Source organism: Streptomyces sp. NPDC058464 (genome assembly GCF_042721035.1).
Classification (GTDB): domain Bacteria; phylum Actinomycetota; class Actinomycetes; order Streptomycetales; family Streptomycetaceae; genus Streptomyces.
On the sequence record NZ_JBHXMA010000010.1, the window covers coordinates 40,228 to 56,097 of the forward strand.

Consider the following 15,870-nt stretch of genomic DNA (forward strand, 5'->3'; position numbering starts at 1 on the left):
GCTCGGGCTACCCCGCCGGGGGGAAGTCCGCGGCCCGGGAGGCGGTCTCCTGGGCGCGCAGTTCGTCCAGGGCGCCGCGCAGCCGGTCGTGGACGGCGTCGTAGCCGCCGCTGCCCAGGACGATGCGGCGGGGCGGGGAGTCCTGGCCCATGGCGTCGACCACGGCCCTGACGCCGCGGTGGGGATCGCCGGGCTGGCGGCCGTCCTGACCGACCATGGCCACCCGCACGCTCTCCACGAACGCCCGGTAGGCCTCCACGGTCTCGGTCACCGGCTCCTCGGCGAAGCTGGCGTAGGCCCGGGTGCGGAAGGCGCCCGGCTCCACGGCGAGGACCTGGACACCGAACGGCTCCACCTCGGTGCGCAGCGCGTCCGTCATGCCCTCCACCGCGAACTTGGCGGCACTGTAGAAACCGAAACCGGGCACGCCCGCGATCCCGGCGACCGAGGACATGTTGACGATCCATCCGCTGCGCCGCTCCCGCATTCCGGGAAGCACCGCGCGGACCAGGTCGACGACGGAGAAGAAGTTCAGCTCGAAGGAACGGCGTACATCCGCCTCCGGGGAGCCCTCCACCGAGCCGTACCAACCGCGGCCGGCATTGTTGACCAGCACATCGATCCCGCCGAAGTGCGCTTCCGCGGCCCGGACCGTGTCCCGGACCTGCTGGGGGTCGGTGGTGTCCAGCTCCAGCAGCAGGATCCGCTCGCGCGCCTCGGCGCCGTGCAGGTCGGCCCATTCCTTGAGCTGCCCGGGCCGGCGGGCGGTCAGCACGACGTTGTCGCCCTGCTCCAGCGCGACGTCGGCATAGGCCCTGCCGAAACCACCGGTACCGCCGGTGATGAACCATGTCCTCACAGTGCTCCTCCTCGGATTCTTGGAGAGTGACAGGCGGCAGCGCGTCAGGGGGCGATGACCAGGCTGCTGATCAGCGTGCCTTCGAGGGTGAAGCGGTAGTCGAGATCGACGCTGCCGCCGGGGAAGTCGCCCTCCAGGTGCTGGGTGAGGGTGAACTGGTGGGTGCCGGTGCGCTCGGCGGCCACCGGCGTGGTGGTGTAGGTGAACTCGGAGGCGGCGCCGGCCATCCACTCGGTGATCGAGGGGATGCCGGTGTGGGTGCGGCCCTCGTCGGTCACGCTCGCCTGCGGGGTCAGGATCCCGGCCACCGCGGTGGTGTCCCGGGTGTCGAGCGCGGTCACGAACTGCCGGACGGCCGCGGGCAGCTCGGTGATGCCGATACGAACGGTGCTGTCGGTCATGGGGTGCCTTACGAGAGTTGATCGGGTGGGGGAGGCCACGGCCCGCGACCGGTTCAGAAGCCCGGGTGCGAGAACCTTCATGCCGGCCGGGTGGCTCATGCCGATCACGATGGGGCCTCCCCCGGGGAGAGGGTCAAGCGCGTCGAGCCCGGCGGATGCACACTGGGGGAATGTCCCGTGGACTGACGATCGGCGAGTTCGCGCAGCTGACGCACCTGAGTGTGCGGACCCTGCGTCGTCACCACGAGTCCGGGCTGCTGGAGCCCGCCTCGGTGGACCCCGTCAGTGGCTACCGCCGCTACTCCAGCGACCAGATCCCCGCCGCGCAGGTCATCCATCGGCTGCGTGAACTGGACGTGCCGCTGGCCGACGTGGCCAAGATCCTCGCCACCGAGGACGCCGCGGAGCGCGCGGACCTGGTCGGTGAACACGTGCAGCGGCTGGAAGCGGAACTGGACCGCACGCGAGCCGCTCTGACCTCCCTGCGGAGCCTGCTGCGCCCCGACGGCGGCGGCCTGCAGGTCGAGCTGCGACCGGTGGCAGCCAGAACGGTCGCCGGGATCGAGGACGTCGTCGGACACGAGGAGGTGACCTCCTGGTACGACGGGGCGATGGCCGAACTCGACGCCGCGGTCGCCGGTCTGCCCGCACTGGGGCCGCCGGGTGGGTGCTACGCCAACGAGCTGTTCACCCGCGGTCGCGGAACGGCGCTGGTCCACCGGCCTGTGGCCGACCCGCCGACCCGGGGCCGGGTGCGACCGGTGGATCTCCCGGCCGGCGAGCTTGCCGTGGTCGTCCATCCCGGACCGCACGACGACATCGACGTCACCTACGGCCGGCTCGGCGCCTGGGTGGTCGACCATGCCCTCGCGGTCGACGGTCCGGTGCACGAGACCTATCTCGTCGGCCCGCGCGACGACCCGGATCCGGCAGCCTGGCGTACCGAGATCGGCTGGCCGGTGTTCCGGCTCGCGCCCGCCCCCGGTTGACAGCCGACCGAGCCCGCATCGACCGCCGGCCGGCCCAGCTGCTCATCCGCCCGTCGTCCGGGCAACGACTCGATCGTGCCTTCCGATCCTTCCGGCGGCCCGCTCGGTCACGTCAACGCGTTCCACAGCAGCCCCACGAGATCGCTCGTCGCGTCCGCCGCGAACAGGGCCGCCAGTGCGCCCAGGGCGAGAACGGCTGCCGCGGCCGGCCAGAGATGCGGGGGCGGACTCGTCTGCAGGGCGGCGATCCGGCGCGTGACCGCGCGGTCCGTGAAGTTGAGGGTGCAGGCCGGGCGCGCGGCGCGGCCCGCGCTGAGGGCCGCCCGGGCCAGTGCCCTGGCGGTGGTGCCGCGGTCTCCGACCTCGGTCGCCGCCTGCTCGTCCGCCCACCGCTCGACCAGGAAGGTCACGGCGGAACGGACCGGGCCGAGCAGCGGGTTGGCGGCCGCGGCGAGTGTCACCGCGGTCACCAGGCGGCCGTGGCGGTGCCGCAGATGGGCCCGCTCGTGGGCCAGCAGCACCCGCCGCTCCGCCGGTGCCAGCGCGCCCAGCATCGCCGAGGTGACCAGGATGCGGCCCGGTCGGCCCGGGATCGCGAACGCCTGCGGCACCTCGCAGGCGGCCACCACCAGCTCGGTGTCCCGCGGATGCCCCTCGCAGAGCCGGCGCAGCGCCCGCCGGGTGCGCCGCTCGGCCCGTACCGCCCGCTGCACCCGCCAGACCACCACGGCCAGCGCGAGACACGCGGCGACGCCGATGACCTCGGGCACCGGGTCGGCCAGTGGGCGGCCGTCCTCGTGGGCCTCCCGGACCACCGGCGGCGCGTCGCCCAGCAGGGCCGTCGTCAGCAGGATCAGCGACCAGGTGGCCGCGGCCGCGGTGAGCACGGCGGCGGACGCCAGTACGCGTGCCGCCAGCGCGGGGGCCATCCGGCGGCCGACCACCGGGCTGACCAGGGGCAGCAGGAGGGAGACCAGCAGTGGGGTGTAGACGTCGAACCTCATGCGCCGCCTCCGGCGAACAGGTTCCGCAGCGCCCGCTCCTCCTCCGGGCTCAGCCCGGAGACGAACTGCTGGAGCGCGGCGATCGGGTCCGGGCCCCGGTCCAGGGCCTCGTGCATGGCCTCGGCGGTCAGCTGGGCCGCGTTCTTCGCCGGCCGGTACGCGCCGCGCCGCCCGTCGGCGTCCCGCAGCACCAGGCCCTTGTCGTACAGCCGCTTCAGGATGGTGTGGACCGTGTTGTAGGCGAGCCCGCCGCCGATCTCGGTCTGGATCTCGGCCGGGGTCAAGGGGCGTTCGGTCGCCCACAGGGCTGCCAGGACCTCGCTCTCGAGCTCCCCGGCGCTGCGCCGCTCCGCCCTGCCGCGGGACCCTGTGCCAGCCATGGCACAACCTTACAGCGCGTAGTGCCGCCGTTCGTATGGCCGTACCCGCGCTGCCTCCGCCGATAAGTCCGGTTAATTTGTCAGTGTTTGTCCCTGAGTCCATGAAGGGTCCCGCGCATCGCAGAGGAACAGGGGGGGTGCCTCGATGGTCCCGAACGTGAACGCCACGCCCGTCCTGGGGCGCCGGGGACTCTACTGGCAGAGCGGCGTCTGCCTCGTGCTGCTGCTCGGCGCCGGCTGGCTGGTCCGGCGGCACTGGCCGGCCGTGACGCACGGGGCGGTCCGGCTCGCCGTCGCCGACCAGGGGTGGCTGCTGGTGGCGGCCGTGGCGGCGGTCGGGACCTGGGTGTCCTCCGCGCTCGCCCAGCAGGGCGCGGTCGCGTGCCGGCTGCCCGGCGGGCGGCTGGTCGCCGCGCAGTTCGCCGCCTCCGCGGCCAACCACGTGCTGCCCGCCGGGCTCGGCGCGGGCGCGGTGAACCTGCGGTTCCTGATGCGCTGCGGACTTCCGGCGGGCCGCGGCGCTTCGGCCCTCGCGGTCAAGGCGGCCGCCGGCGCGGTGGTCCGGCTGGCCCTCGTCGCCGTCCTCGCCCCCGCGTGTCCGGGGTTGCTGCGGATCCCGCACGTGTCCGTGGCCGCCCTCCTCGCCGTCGCCGCGGCGGTCGTCGTGGTCCTTGTCCTTGTCGGGGCCCGGGTGTGGCCCCGCTGCCGGGGCGCGGCGGCCGCCGTGACCGCCGACATCCGGGCCCTGCACGCCCGTCCGGTCCGCGCGGCCGCGCTGTGGGGCGGTTCGCTCGCCTTCGCCGGGCTGCACGCGTTGGTCCTCATCGCCGTCTCCCGGGCCGTCGGACTGCCGCTCGCCCCGGCCCGGGTGGCGCTGCTCTACCTCGCGGCCAGCGGTGCCGCGGCGCTGCTGCCCACCCCGGGCGGGCTCGGCTCCCTCGACGCCGCCCTCGCGCTCGCCCTCACCGCCTCCGGAACCCCGGCCGCCGCGGCCGCCTCCGCCGTGCTCGGCTACCGGCTGCTGACCGTGTGGCTGCCGCTGCTGCCGGGCCTGCTGGTGCTCGGGGTGCTGATCCGGCGCCGGGCGCTGTGACCGGGCGGGCGTTTCCCGGCGGCCCGCAGTAGGTAGGAGTCCGGTGTCGTCGGCCGACAGGAGGGGGACTGGTATGCCGGAGAACGACACCGGGGGGCGGCTGGGGGAGGAGTTCTTCACGCCGGGGACCTCGTCCTTCGCCCGGTTCCTCGCCGCGCACCGGCCCGCACTGCTGCCCACCCGCAGCCCGCTGCCCCCGGGCACGGTCGCCGCGCCCGACGCCTTCCCGCACGGCACCACCGTCCTCGCCCTCGCCTACCGCGACGGGGTGCTGATCGCCGGCGACCGCCGGGCCACCATGGGCAACCTCATCGCCCAGCGCGACCTGGAGAAGGTGCACCCCGCGGACGACCACACGGCGGTCGCCTTCGCCGGCACGGTCGGGCTCGCCCTCGACATGGTCAAGCTCTACCAGGTCGAACTGACCCACTTCGAGAAGGTCGAGGGCATCCCCCTGACCCTCGACGGCAAGGCCCGCCGGCTCGCCGCGATGATCCGCGAGAACCTCGGCCAGGCCATGCAGGGCCTCGCCGTCGTCCCGCTGCTCGCCGGCTACGACCCCAGGGCGCCGGAGGGTGAACGCGGCCGCATCTTCAGCTTCGACGTCGCCGGCGGCCTGTACGAGAAGCGCGCGTTCCACGCCGAGGGCAGCGGCTCGCCGTACGCCGGAGGCGCCCTGAAGAAGCTGTACCGCCCCGGCCTCACCCGCCGCGAGGCCGCCCTGGCCGCACTCCAGGCGCTCTACGACGCGGCCGACGACGACTCGGCGACCGGCGGCCCCGACCTCAGCCGCCGTATCTTCCCGCTGGTCTCGGTCATCACGGAGGACGGCTTCGAACGGCTGCCGGAGCCCGAGACGGCGGACCTGACCCGGGAGATGGTCGACCAGCGCCGCACCCGCCCGGACGGACCCCGCGCCGCGTCCTGACTCACGGCGCGGCCACCGGTCTCTCCGGTACGTCGTCCGGTACCCAGGCGCGCGGAACCCACCGGGCCGCCGCGTACACGCAGATCCCGAGCCACCCGACCGCGAACAGCCAGCCGCCCAGCACGTCGGTGCACCAGTGCACGCCGAGGAACACCCGGGTGGCCCCGACGGCCGGCCCCCAGCAGGCGACGGCCACGCACCAGGGCGTACGGCCGTGCGGGGCCCGCCACCGGAGGGCGAGGATCAGGAGGCCGGCGGCCAGCGCGGCCGTGGTGCTGTGCCCGGAGGGGAACGACCAGCCGGAGGCGGACGTCTGCCAGTCGGCCTGCGGCGGCCGGGCCCGGCCGACGAGCTCCATCAGCGCGCTCCGGGCGGTCTGGCCCAGGGCGAGGCAACCGGCGCCGAGGAGCGCGGCGACCAGCCGCTGCCGCCGGGTGCGGCCCACGGCCACCCCGGCCGCCACGACCAGGGCGTACGGCACGACCCCGGTGCCGGTCGCGGTGATCCCGCGGGCCACGGCCACCGCCACGTCCGGCCGGTGCGCGAGGGACCAGTCCAGCAGGGTGCGGTCCGGGCCGAGCGGGGCGCCGTGCAGCCCGGTCACGACCAGGGCCAGCACCGCGAACGCCGTCCAGGCCCCGAACGCGACGCTCCCCGCGAACTCCGCGGTCCTCTTGCCTGCCATGACGCCGACGACGGCCCTTTCCGGTGACTACGACGATCCGGTGACTACGAAGGTGTAGTCGGTCTACTCGAATGTAGACGATCGGCGCCACGCCGGCGTTCCCGCGGGTCCGCGTCCGGGTCACGTCCGGGTCCGGTCGCGGCCTTTGCCGCACCATTGCCAGTTCATGACCGACTGACTACATGGGTGTAGTCATCATGGTCGGCGGAGTAAGGCATGCCTTCACTAAGTTCGAGCCAAGGGGCGGGGACGGGCCTGCCGGGGAGGGCTGCGACGGATGTGGGACGACGCGTTTCCTAGTTTCCTGATCGGGCTGAGGGAGGGTCTCGAGGCCGGGCTGATCGTCTCGATCCTCGTCGCCACGCTGGTGCGGGCCGAGGCCAGGAACCGGCTGCCGCAGGTGTGGACGGGTGTCCTGGCCGCGATCGCGCTGGCGATGAGTTTCGGCGCGGTCCTCACCTTCACCGCCGCCTCCCTCTCCGCGACCGCCCAGGAGGCCTTCGGCGGCACCCTCAGCGTGATCGCGGTCGCCTTCGTCACCGCGATGGTCTTCTGGATGCGCCGCTCGACCCGCAGCCTCGCCGGCGAGATCAAGGAGAAGGTCACCGGCGCCCTGGCCATGGGCTCGGGCGTCCTGATCCTCACCTCGTTCCTCGCGGTCGGCCGTGAGGGCCTGGAGACCGCGCTGTTCCTGTGGACCACGGCCAAGGCGGCCGGCGAGTCCGCGGGCCCCCTGACCGGCGCCGGGATCGGCCTGGTCCTGGCGGCCGGCCTCTGCTGGGGCCTGTACCGACGCGTGCTGAAGATCAACCTCACGAGGTTCTTCACCTACACGGGCGCGGTCCTGATCGTGATCGCGGCCGGCGTCCTCGGCTACGGACTGCGCGACCTCCAGGAGGGCGGCGTCCTCCCGGGCAACACGGCCTACGCCGTCGACCTCAGCGGCCACATCGACGCGGGCTCCTGGTACAGCACCCTCCTCCAGGGCGTCCTCAACATCACACCGACGATGACCTGGCTGCAGGTGACCGGGTACGTCGCCTATCTGGCCGTCGTCATGACCCTGTTCGTGCGCGGAGTGCGGACGTCCGTACCGAAGCCGGCCGCCGAGCGGAAGGAGCCGACCGCTGCCGCAGGCCGGCCGGAGCCGGAGCCGGTCGCGGGTGAGGGCGAGCCGGAATCCGCTGCCGGCGGGGCCGTGCCGGATCCCGGTGCGGACCGGCCCGAGTCGCGGCCCGAGCCCGCCGCCGCCGGTTCGGCGGCGCGGCTCGCCGCAGGGGAGCCCGAGCCGCAGGCGCGGCCGGACCTCGCCGCCGGCCGGCCGGAACCGGGCAAGCCCGCCAGGGAGCCGTGGCGCCGGCCTGCCTGGGTCGTGCCCGTGGCCGTGGTCGCCGTCCCCGCCGTGGTCGCCGGGCTCGTCGTCGCCTTCGCCCGGCCCAAGCCGAGCGGCGGGCAGACCGTCGCCGTCTCCGAGACCGAGTGCGGCAAGGGCTTCACCGCGCCGAAGCCGGGCCGGCAGACCTTCCGGATGCAGAACACCGGCGGCAAGACCGCCGAGGTGTACCTGATCGACCCGGGCAGCAACGCGGTCTACGGCGAGGTCGAGGGCCTCGCCCCCGGCACCACCCGCGACCTGGTCGCCACCGTGGCCGGCGGCACCTACGCCTGGCGCTGCGTCCCCTCCAGCGGCAAGGCCGTCACCTCGCGGTCGGTCACCGTCAGCGGCGGCGGAGGCAGCACCAAGGCGGTCGTACCGGTCTCCGAGAACGACCTCACCGCACCGCTGACCGCGTACAAGGCCTATGTCGAACAGGGCCTGGCCACCCTCGTCGCGCAGACCCGCACGCTCCAGGACGACATCGCGGGCAACCACCTCGCCAAGGCCCGCACCGACTGGCTGACCGCCCACCTCACCTACGCCTCCCTCGGCGCCGCCTACGGCACCTTCGAGGACTACGACCAGAAGATCAACGGCCGCGCCGACGGCCTCCCGGGCGGGGTGGCCGACCAGGACTTCGCCGGATTCCACCGGGTCGAGTACGGGCTGTGGCACGCGCAGACCGCCGGACGGCTGAAGGCGCCGGTCCAGGCCCTCGCGGACGCGGCCGCCGGGCTCCAGAAGGCGTTCCCGTCCCAGGACTTCGACCCGGGCGACCTGCCGCTGCGCGCCCACGAGATCCTGGAGAACACCCTCCAGTTCGAGCTGACCGCAGACACCGACGAGGGCAGCGGCACCAACCTCGCCACCGCGGACGCCAACCTCGCAGGCACCCGCGAGCTCCTCACCGTACTGCGCCCGCTGCTGACCACCCGGGCGCCGAAGCTGCTGCCGGTCGTCGACGCGGACATCGCCCGCCTCCAGAAGCTCCTGGACGCCCAGCACCAGGGCGCGACCTGGACCCCGGTCGAGCAGCTCGACACCGTCACCCGGCAGCGGATCGCCGGAGCCACCGGCCAGCTCCTGGAGGACCTCGCCCCGGTGCCGGACCTCCTGGAGATCAGGAAGTCCGCCTGATGAACCGCGCAGAGCACCCGCACCCGTACGACGAAGGGAACCCTCCGATGTCCGCTGCCGACACCCCGTCCTGCCCGATGGGCGCCGGCCGCCGCTCCTTCGTGCGGACCGCGCTGGGCGCCGGGGCCGCGGGCGCGGTCCTGGCCGGCGGCGGCTTCGCGCTGAGCCAGGCCGGCGGCACCGCCGAGGCCCGGGCCGCCGACGCGACCGGCACCACGAAGGTCCCCTTCCACGGCACCCACCAGGCCGGCATCCTCACCCCGGCCCCGGCCGCCGCCACCTTCGTCTCCCTCGACGTCATCGCCGACGACCGGCAGGGACTCTCCGACCTGCTGAAGACGATCACCGAGCGGGCCCGCTTCCTCACCTCCGGCGGCGCCCCCGAGGACCTCGGCGTCGGCGCGCCGCCCGCCGACAACGGCATCCTCGGCCCCGAGGTCCCCTCCGACGCGCTGACCGTCACCGTCGGCGTCGGCGCCTCCCTCTTCGACGACCGCTACGGCCTGGCGAAGGCGAAGCCGGCCCGGCTGACGCCGATGCGGACCTTCCCCAACGACAACCTGAAGGCCGCCGAGTGCCACGGCGACCTCTCGCTGCAGATCTGCGCCGCCAGCACCGACACCGTGCTGCACGCGCTGCGCGACATCGCCAAGCACACCCGCGGCGCCATGCAGATCAGGTGGCGGATCGACGGCTTCCAGAACGCCCCTCGCCCCACCGGCGCCCAGCGCAACCTGCTCGGCTTCAAGGACGGCATCGCCAACCCGGACGTCGGCTCCGCCCGGGAGACCGACCGGCTGATCTGGGTCGGCGAGGGGCAGGGTGAGCCGGCCTGGACGGCGGGCGGCAGCTACCAGGTCGTCCGGATCATCCGGATGCTCGTCGAGTTCTGGGACCGGGTCTCGCTCAGCGAGCAGGAGCTGATGTTCGGCCGCCGCAAGGACACCGGCGCCCCGCTGGACGGCGCCAAGGAGACCGACATCCCGCAGTACGCCAAGGACCCGAAGGGCAACGCCATCCCGCTGGACGCCCACATCCGGCTCGCCAACCCGCGGACCGCGAAGACCGACAGCTCCCGCATCCTGCGCCGCGGCTACAACTACGACCGGGGCATCGACAGCGTCGGCAACCTCGACATGGGCCTGGTCTTCTGCTGCTACAACCAGGACGTCCGGCGCCAGTTCGAGGCCACCCAGACCCGGCTCATCGACGAGCCCCTCGTCGACTACATCTCGCCGACCGGCGGCGGCTACTTCTTCGCCCTGCCGGGCGTGAGGAACGCCGAGGACTGGCTGGGGAGCGGACTGCTGGCGACCGCCTGACCGCCGCACCGGCCTTTACCTTCCCGTGGGATTCTCTTGGTGAAGGCCTGCCGCGGGCATTGATGCGAACCATTTGCAGGTACGGGAGGATGGCACAAGGCTGCCGATGGCAGCTGCCCACTGCTCGACCGAAGGATGTCACCTCCCGATGACGGCCGCCCCTGGTTCCGCTCCGTCCCGCCCCGTCCAGGCCGACGCCAAGCGCTCGGCCTGGCGCCGTGTCCGGGGCTCCATGACACGGCAGGAGTGGATCAGGGTCGGCGGGATGGCCGGCTTCGTACTCGCCCTGCACGTCATCGGCTGGGGCACGCTGGTCGGGATCATCGCACCGCAGCACTTCAGCGTCGGTACCGAGTCCTTCGGCATCGGCATCGGCGTGACCGCGTACACGCTGGGCATGCGGCACGCCTTCGACGCCGACCACATCGCGGCCATCGACAACACCACCCGCAAGCTGATGGGGGAGGGGCAGCGGCCGCTGTCGGTCGGTTTCTGGTTCTCCCTCGGCCACTCCAGCATCGTCTTCGGTCTCGCCCTGCTGCTCTCGCTCGGCATGAAGACCCTGGCCGGACCGGTCCAGAACGACGACTCGCACCTGCACGAGGTCACCGGCCTCATCGGTACGACCGTCTCCGGCACCTTCCTCTACCTCATCGCCGGCATCAACCTCGTCATCCTGGCCGGCATCTGGAAGGTGTTCCGGCAGATGCGCTCCGGCGCCTACGACGAGGCCGCGCTGGAGACGCAGCTGAACAACCGCGGCTTCATGAACCGCTTCCTCGGCCGGGTCACCGGCTCGATCAGCAAGCCCTGGCAGATGTACCCGCTCGGCCTGCTGTTCGGGCTCGGCTTCGACACCGCCACCGAGATCGCCCTGCTGGTCCTCGCCGGCTCCGGCGCCGCCTCCGGCCTGCCCTGGTACGCCATCCTCACCCTGCCGGTGCTCTTCGCGGCCGGCATGTCGCTGCTCGACACCATCGACGGCTCGTTCATGAACTTCGCCTACGAGTGGGCGTTCTCCAAGCCGGTCCGCAAGGTCTACTACAACCTCACCATCACCGGCCTGTCCGTCGCCGTCGCCCTCATCATCGGCACCGTGGAACTCCTCGGCCTCCTCGCCGACAAGCTCGACCTGCACGGCTTCTTCTGGGACTGGGTCGCCGGCCTCGACCTCAACACCGTCGGCTTCGTCATCGTCGGCCTCTTCTTCGCCACCTGGGCCATCGCCCTGCTGGTCTGGAAGGCGGGGCGCATCGAGGAGAAGTGGACCACCGGCCTCGCCCGCCCCGCCGAGCAGACCGAGGGCTGAGCGGGTCCAGCGAAGTCCGCTGCGGTTCGGCAGCGCCCCGTAGGGGCGCGGGGAACCGCGCGACCAGCCACGACGGCGCCGCAGTCGGCAGTCGGCACATCGCGGCACGCGGCACTTCCAGCGGAGCGCTCAGCCGTCACCCACGCACCTTCAGATCCGCCCGCCACTTCACGATCTGCTTCTCCGCGTCCCCGGTGTACGACCAGGGCGTGCGGGTGGCCCGTCGCCCCATGAGCCGCAGCAGGTCCGTGGCGACGTCCGTGACGCCCGCCTGACAGGCCGCGTGTGTCAGGTAGTTGAGGTCCCGCAGCTCGCCCGGGGCCACCGGGGTCTCGCCGCGATGGGTGATCCACCGCTCCCAGGTGCGCCGTACGTCGCTGACCGCGCCGTCGTGCTTCCAGTGCTGGCTGAGCGCGACCGCGTTCTGCTGACCCTGCGCCGCGTCCAGGGCGTACCGGAACTCCTCGACGCGGGCGTACTGCACCAGGACGGGCAGCGCGCAGCCCGGTGGGGCGACCCCGGCAGCGTCCCGGGCGAAGTCGTACATCAGGCCGTGCGTGCCGTGCCAGCGCGCGGAGTAGTAGTGGAGCACCTGGAGGTGGCCCTCCACGTTGTACGGGTCGCGCCGGTGCAACTCGTCCCACCAGCGGGCGAGTTCCTGCCGGCGCACCCCGGTCGGATACAGCCGGGCCACCGAGATCAGGGAGACCCAGGGGGTCGGGTCCTGCGGGTACGCCTCGGCGGCGGCCAGGCAGGCCAGCACGGCGGTGTCGATCCTGGCCCGGTCGATCGGGACACCCCGGCCCGCCGAGATGGCCAGGGTGAACGCCCGGGCCGTCTCGGTCGCCGCGCGCAGCACCAGCGCGTCGGCGCCGTGCGGCTCGGTGGCCAGCCAGGACTCCGCCGTCGAACTGCCCGCGCAGGCCTGCGCCAGCAGCCGTACCCGGTGCCCCCGGACCAGCCAGTCCGGGCCGGTGGCCCGCAGCAGGTCCCTCAGGCCCTGCCAGCGGCCGATGACGATGTCCTGACGGGCCGAGGTGAGGGGCTGGTCCCCGCAGTCCGGGTCGAAGTCGGGGGCGAAGCGGTCGCGCGCCATCGGACTCGTACCTCAGAAGTCGGTGGGGAGACCTTCGTAAGCCTGGGCCTGCACGGTGACAGGGTCGTCGGGGACGTAGTCGGCCTCGACCGTGCGGGTGGCGTCCAGCTTGGCCGGCCGGTAGTAGTCGCTGCCCTGCCTCCAGTACCAGAGCATCGGGACCAGGCCGACGGCCAGGCCGCCGATGCCGATCGCGATCGCCGCGGTGCTCAGCTCGCCCAGCGACTCGACGAAGATCCAGAACATGAACACCGCGCCGCCCAGCGGCCAGAGCCCGCCGAGGAGGAAGTTGCCCGCCGACCTGAACAGCATCTTGCGGTAGGCCACGACCACCGCGAGGCCCGCGAGGCCGTAGTAGACGGCGATCTGCAGGCCGATCGCCGAGATGGCGTCGGAGAGGATCTCGCCCACCGAGCCCAGCGCGTTGGAGGCGATGAACAGGGTCAGGGCCACCGCGCCGACCACGGCGATCGCCACGTGCGGGGTGTTCCAGGTGCGGTGCACCTTGCCGAGGGCGGTCGGCATCGTCCGGTCCCGGCCCATCGCGAACAGCGAGCGGGTGACCTGGATGAGGGTCGTCTCCAGGGTGGCGATGGTGGAGAGCATCACGGCGACGATGAGCAGCTTGCCGCCCCAGCCCGGCCAGATCTCGTCGCCCAGCACGCCGAGGACGTTGGCGTCGTTCGCCGCGATCTGGTCCGAGGACAGGATGACGTTCACGGCGATCGTGAACACCTCGAACAGGGCGAAGACGATGCCCACGCCGATCAGGCCGGCGAGGCCGGTGGTGCGCCGGGAGTTGCGGGTCTCCTCGCTGAGGTTGCTGGTGACGTCCCAGCCCCAGTAGTAGAACGCGGCGATGAGTGCGCCCGAGGCGAAGCCGGAGACGCCGTCGAAGTGGGAGAAGCCGAGCCAGGACCAGTCGAAGGCGCGGGCGTTGCCGGTGTGGAACAGGGCCAGCACCGCGAAGAGCAGCAGGATCGTCAGCTCGATGCCGGACATCAGCAGCTGGGCGCGCACGGTGAGGCGGGCGCCGCCGAGCACCACCGCGAGCATGATCAGGAACCAGGCGGCGCCGACCACGGTGGACAGGGCCACGTTGTCGGCGAGGTCCGCGTCGAACAGGGACAGCGTCATCGACCCGGCGGGCAGTGAGCCGGCCACCATGAAGATGGTCGCGGACACCACCAGCGCCCAGCCGCTGACGAAGCCGAGGAAGGGGTGCAGGGTACGGCCCACCCAGGAGTAGCTGGCGCCCGCGTTCACGTCGATACGGCCCAGGTAGCTGAAGGCGAGCGCGATGCCCAGCATCGGTATCGCACACCACAGCAGCGCGGCCGGACTGGCCAGCCCCACCGACCCGACCAGCACCGCGGTGGTCGCGGCCAGCGAGTACGCCGGTGCACTGCCCGCGACGGCCATGACCACCGTGTCGAACGTGCCGAGGGCGTTGGCCTGCAGCCCTCTGCCCCTGTTGTTGCTCATAGGTTGTGCTGCTTTCCGGTCGTGCACGGCGCACAGGAGTGCAGGCCCGCGGCGGTACGGGTGGGGGGTGCGCGACCGTCCTCGGACCCGGTGAGGGATGGCCTCGGGGCAGGGGTCGGCCAGGAGAAGAAAGGGGTGGTGAAGGCCGCATGCCGAGAGTCGGCGGGCGGTCACACCGCGTGTGTGGGTGTGACTATAGCGGCCCTCTTTGACCTTTCAAGCTGACCGAGCGGTAATCACATATGCCACTTGGAGCCATCAACTCTCACATCGGAAGCAGACGTTCCGTCAGTCCCTCAGTCCTCCAGCCGGTCGAGCTGCCGCAGCTTGTTGGTGGCGTCGAGGGCCGCGACCTTGTAAGACTCCGCGAGCGTCGGGTAGTTGAACACCGCGTCCACCAAGTAGTCGACCGTGCCCCCGCAACCCATCACCGACTGACCGATATGGATCAGTTCTGTCGCTCCGGTACCGAAGCAGTGCACACCGAGCAGCCGCCGGTCCTCCGGGGAGACCAGGAGCTTGAGCATGCCGTGCGAGTCGCCGATGATCTGGCCCCGGGCCAGCTCCCGGTAGCGGGCCACCCCGACCTCGAACGGCACGCAGTCCTCGGTGAGCTGGTCCTCGGTCCGGCCGACGAAGCTGATCTCCGGGATGGTGTAGATGCCGATGGGCTGCAGGTTGTCCATCTGCCCGACCGGTTCCCCGCAGGCGTGGTACGCGGCGACCCGGCCCTGTTCCATCGAGGTCGCGGCGAGCGCCGGGAAGCCGATGACGTCGCCGACGGCGTAGATGTGCGGCACCCCGGTGCGGAAGTGCTCGTCCACCGTGATCCGGCCCCGCCGGTCCGCGGACAGGCCCGCCTTGTCCAGGTCCAGTCCGTCGGTGAGACCCTGGCGGCCCGCCGAGTACATCACCGTGTCCGCCGGTATCTTCTTGCCGCTCTCCAGCACGGTCAGGGTGCCCCGGGGGTGCCGCTCCACGGCGGCGACGGTCTCCCCGAACCGGAAGGTGACGGCCAGGTCCCGCAGGTGGTACTTGAGCGACTCCACGACCTCGACGTCACACATGTCGAGCATGGCCGCGCGCTTCTCGACCACGGTGACCTTGCTGCCGAGCGCGGCGAACATGCTGGCGTACTCCATGCCGATGACACCGGCGCCGACGATGACCATGGAGCGCGGCACCCGCTCCAGGGACAGCACGTTGTCCGAGTCCATGACGGTGCGGCCGTCGAACGCGACGCTGTCCGGGCGGGCCGGCCGGGTGCCGGTGGCTATGACGATGTGCTCCGAGGTCAACAGACGTTCGTTGCCGCTCGGTTCGCGCAGGGCGACGGTGTGCGGGTCGACGAACCGGCCGGTGCCGGAGCACAGCGTGACGTGGTTGCGGGAGAGCTGGTTGCGGATGACGTCCACCTCGCGGCTGACCACGTGCTGGGTGCGCGCGGTCAGGTCGGCGACGGTGATCTCCTCCTTCAGCCGGTAGCTCTGCCCGTAGAGATCCCGCTGGGTGAGACCGGTCAGGTAGAGGACCGCCTCGCGCAGGGTCTTCGAGGGGATGGTCCCGGTGTGGATGGACACGCCGCCGACCATGTCGGGGCTGTCGACGACGGCGACCCGGCGGCCGAGCTTGGCCGCGGCGATGGCGGCCTTCTGGCCGCCGGGTCCGGATCCGATGACAAGCATGTCGAAATCGCGCACCCTGCGGAGTCTGTCAGCACGCGGCCCCGCTTCGAAAGGGTGAACGGGCAACCTTCGCGTGAAATCCGGTACGGACCTGGGCCGTTGCGCACCTCGCGGGCTTC

At 72.4% G+C, this 15,870-nt stretch carries 14 protein-coding genes; 6 read left to right on the plus strand and 8 right to left on the minus strand.

Annotated elements, in window-relative coordinates:
* Positions 1-7 precede the first annotated feature (7 nt).
* Both ACFWPQ_RS15675 and ACFWPQ_RS15680 read right to left on the minus strand, forming a co-directional pair.
* Positions 8-859 (minus strand): SDR family NAD(P)-dependent oxidoreductase, encoded by an 852-nt coding sequence (locus tag ACFWPQ_RS15675; RefSeq protein WP_384033935.1) that lies wholly within the window; start codon positions 857-859, stop codon positions 8-10.
* A gap of 44 nt (positions 860-903) precedes the next feature.
* Positions 904-1,260, minus strand: coding sequence for a nuclear transport factor 2 family protein (locus ACFWPQ_RS15680; protein WP_384033937.1), 357 nt, complete (start codon positions 1,258-1,260; stop codon positions 904-906).
* A gap of 170 nt (positions 1,261-1,430) precedes the next feature.
* Between ACFWPQ_RS15680 and ACFWPQ_RS15685 the strand changes: the two genes are divergently transcribed.
* The gene (locus tag ACFWPQ_RS15685; protein WP_384033940.1) at positions 1,431-2,249 is read left to right on the plus strand and encodes a MerR family transcriptional regulator; all 819 of its coding nucleotides are present in this window, start codon (positions 1,431-1,433) and stop codon (positions 2,247-2,249) included.
* A gap of 107 nt (positions 2,250-2,356) precedes the next feature.
* Here the strand turns inward: ACFWPQ_RS15685 and ACFWPQ_RS15690 are convergent, their stop codons facing one another.
* Both ACFWPQ_RS15690 and ACFWPQ_RS15695 read right to left on the minus strand, forming a co-directional pair.
* A complete protein-coding gene (locus ACFWPQ_RS15690; RefSeq protein WP_384033943.1) occupies positions 2,357-3,253 on the minus strand; it encodes a M56 family metallopeptidase in 897 nt (298 codons plus the stop codon).
* Positions 3,250-3,633: a BlaI/MecI/CopY family transcriptional regulator gene (locus ACFWPQ_RS15695; protein ID WP_361291895.1), complete on the minus strand. Its 384-nt coding sequence runs from the start codon at positions 3,631-3,633 to the stop codon at positions 3,250-3,252. The genes ACFWPQ_RS15690 and ACFWPQ_RS15695 overlap by 4 nt, the downstream gene beginning before the upstream one ends.
* Before the next feature lie 145 nt (positions 3,634-3,778).
* Between ACFWPQ_RS15695 and ACFWPQ_RS15700 the strand changes: the two genes are divergently transcribed.
* Positions 3,779-4,726 carry a lysylphosphatidylglycerol synthase domain-containing protein gene (locus ACFWPQ_RS15700; protein WP_384033946.1) on the plus strand — a complete coding sequence of 316 codons (948 nt, stop codon included), beginning with the start codon at positions 3,779-3,781 and terminating at the stop codon, positions 4,724-4,726.
* A 73-nt stretch (positions 4,727-4,799) separates the two neighbouring features.
* Positions 4,800-5,654, plus strand: a complete 855-nt coding sequence (gene prcB / locus ACFWPQ_RS15705) for a proteasome subunit beta (RefSeq protein ID WP_384033949.1) — start codon at positions 4,800-4,802, stop codon at positions 5,652-5,654.
* 1 nt (position 5,655) lies between these two features.
* Here the strand turns inward: prcB and ACFWPQ_RS15710 are convergent, their stop codons facing one another.
* Positions 5,656-6,339 (minus strand): phosphatase PAP2 family protein, encoded by a 684-nt coding sequence (locus ACFWPQ_RS15710; protein ID WP_384033952.1) that lies wholly within the window; start codon positions 6,337-6,339, stop codon positions 5,656-5,658.
* Between the two features lie 277 nt (positions 6,340-6,616).
* Between ACFWPQ_RS15710 and efeU the strand changes: the two genes are divergently transcribed.
* The 3 genes from efeU (at position 6,617) to ACFWPQ_RS15725 (ending at position 11,485) form a co-directional block, all read left to right on the plus strand.
* Positions 6,617-8,854, plus strand: a complete 2,238-nt coding sequence (gene efeU / locus ACFWPQ_RS15715; RefSeq protein WP_384033955.1) for an iron uptake transporter permease EfeU — start codon at positions 6,617-6,619, stop codon at positions 8,852-8,854.
* 47 nt (positions 8,855-8,901) lie between these two features.
* The gene (efeB, locus tag ACFWPQ_RS15720; protein WP_384033958.1) at positions 8,902-10,176 is read left to right on the plus strand and encodes an iron uptake transporter deferrochelatase/peroxidase subunit; all 1,275 of its coding nucleotides are present in this window, start codon (positions 8,902-8,904) and stop codon (positions 10,174-10,176) included.
* A gap of 148 nt (positions 10,177-10,324) precedes the next feature.
* Entirely contained in the window at positions 10,325-11,485 is a 1,161-nt protein-coding gene (locus ACFWPQ_RS15725; protein ID WP_384033961.1) for a HoxN/HupN/NixA family nickel/cobalt transporter, read from the plus strand.
* Positions 11,486-11,621: 136 nt separating this feature from the next.
* Here ACFWPQ_RS15725 and ACFWPQ_RS15730 read toward each other — a convergent pair whose 3' ends face one another.
* From ACFWPQ_RS15730 to sthA, 3 genes are all read right to left on the minus strand, one after another.
* Positions 11,622-12,581: a hypothetical protein gene (locus tag ACFWPQ_RS15730; protein WP_384033964.1), complete on the minus strand. Its 960-nt coding sequence runs from the start codon at positions 12,579-12,581 to the stop codon at positions 11,622-11,624.
* A gap of 12 nt (positions 12,582-12,593) precedes the next feature.
* Positions 12,594-14,066 carry an APC family permease gene (locus ACFWPQ_RS15735; protein ID WP_384033966.1) on the minus strand — a complete coding sequence of 491 codons (1,473 nt, stop codon included), beginning with the start codon at positions 14,064-14,066 and terminating at the stop codon, positions 12,594-12,596.
* Between the two features lie 296 nt (positions 14,067-14,362).
* Positions 14,363-15,766 (minus strand): Si-specific NAD(P)(+) transhydrogenase, encoded by a 1,404-nt coding sequence (gene sthA, locus ACFWPQ_RS15740; RefSeq protein WP_384033968.1) that lies wholly within the window; start codon positions 15,764-15,766, stop codon positions 14,363-14,365.
* Between the last annotated feature and the right edge of the window lie 104 nt (positions 15,767-15,870).

What these genes read in the sequence shown, in the direction of transcription:
- ACFWPQ_RS15680 (WP_384033937.1), bottom strand. Translation starts at nt 1,260, where the DNA reads ATGACCGACAGCACCGTTCGTATCGGCATCACCGAGCTGCCCGCGGCC.
- ACFWPQ_RS15685 (WP_384033940.1), top strand. Translation starts at nt 1,431, where the DNA reads ATGTCCCGTGGACTGACGATCGGCGAGTTCGCGCAGCTGACGCACCTG.
- ACFWPQ_RS15690 (WP_384033943.1), bottom strand. Translation starts at nt 3,253, where the DNA reads ATGAGGTTCGACGTCTACACCCCACTGCTGGTCTCCCTCCTGCTGCCC.
- ACFWPQ_RS15695 (WP_361291895.1), bottom strand. Translation starts at nt 3,633, where the DNA reads ATGGCTGGCACAGGGTCCCGCGGCAGGGCGGAGCGGCGCAGCGCCGGG.
- ACFWPQ_RS15700 (WP_384033946.1), top strand. Translation starts at nt 3,779, where the DNA reads ATGGTCCCGAACGTGAACGCCACGCCCGTCCTGGGGCGCCGGGGACTC.
- prcB (WP_384033949.1), top strand. Translation starts at nt 4,800, where the DNA reads ATGCCGGAGAACGACACCGGGGGGCGGCTGGGGGAGGAGTTCTTCACG.
- ACFWPQ_RS15710 (WP_384033952.1), bottom strand. Translation starts at nt 6,339, where the DNA reads ATGGCAGGCAAGAGGACCGCGGAGTTCGCGGGGAGCGTCGCGTTCGGG.
- efeU (WP_384033955.1), top strand. Translation starts at nt 6,617, where the DNA reads ATGTGGGACGACGCGTTTCCTAGTTTCCTGATCGGGCTGAGGGAGGGT.
- efeB (WP_384033958.1), top strand. Translation starts at nt 8,902, where the DNA reads ATGTCCGCTGCCGACACCCCGTCCTGCCCGATGGGCGCCGGCCGCCGC.
- ACFWPQ_RS15725 (WP_384033961.1), top strand. Translation starts at nt 10,325, where the DNA reads ATGACGGCCGCCCCTGGTTCCGCTCCGTCCCGCCCCGTCCAGGCCGAC.
- ACFWPQ_RS15730 (WP_384033964.1), bottom strand. Translation starts at nt 12,581, where the DNA reads ATGGCGCGCGACCGCTTCGCCCCCGACTTCGACCCGGACTGCGGGGAC.
- ACFWPQ_RS15735 (WP_384033966.1), bottom strand. Translation starts at nt 14,066, where the DNA reads ATGAGCAACAACAGGGGCAGAGGGCTGCAGGCCAACGCCCTCGGCACG.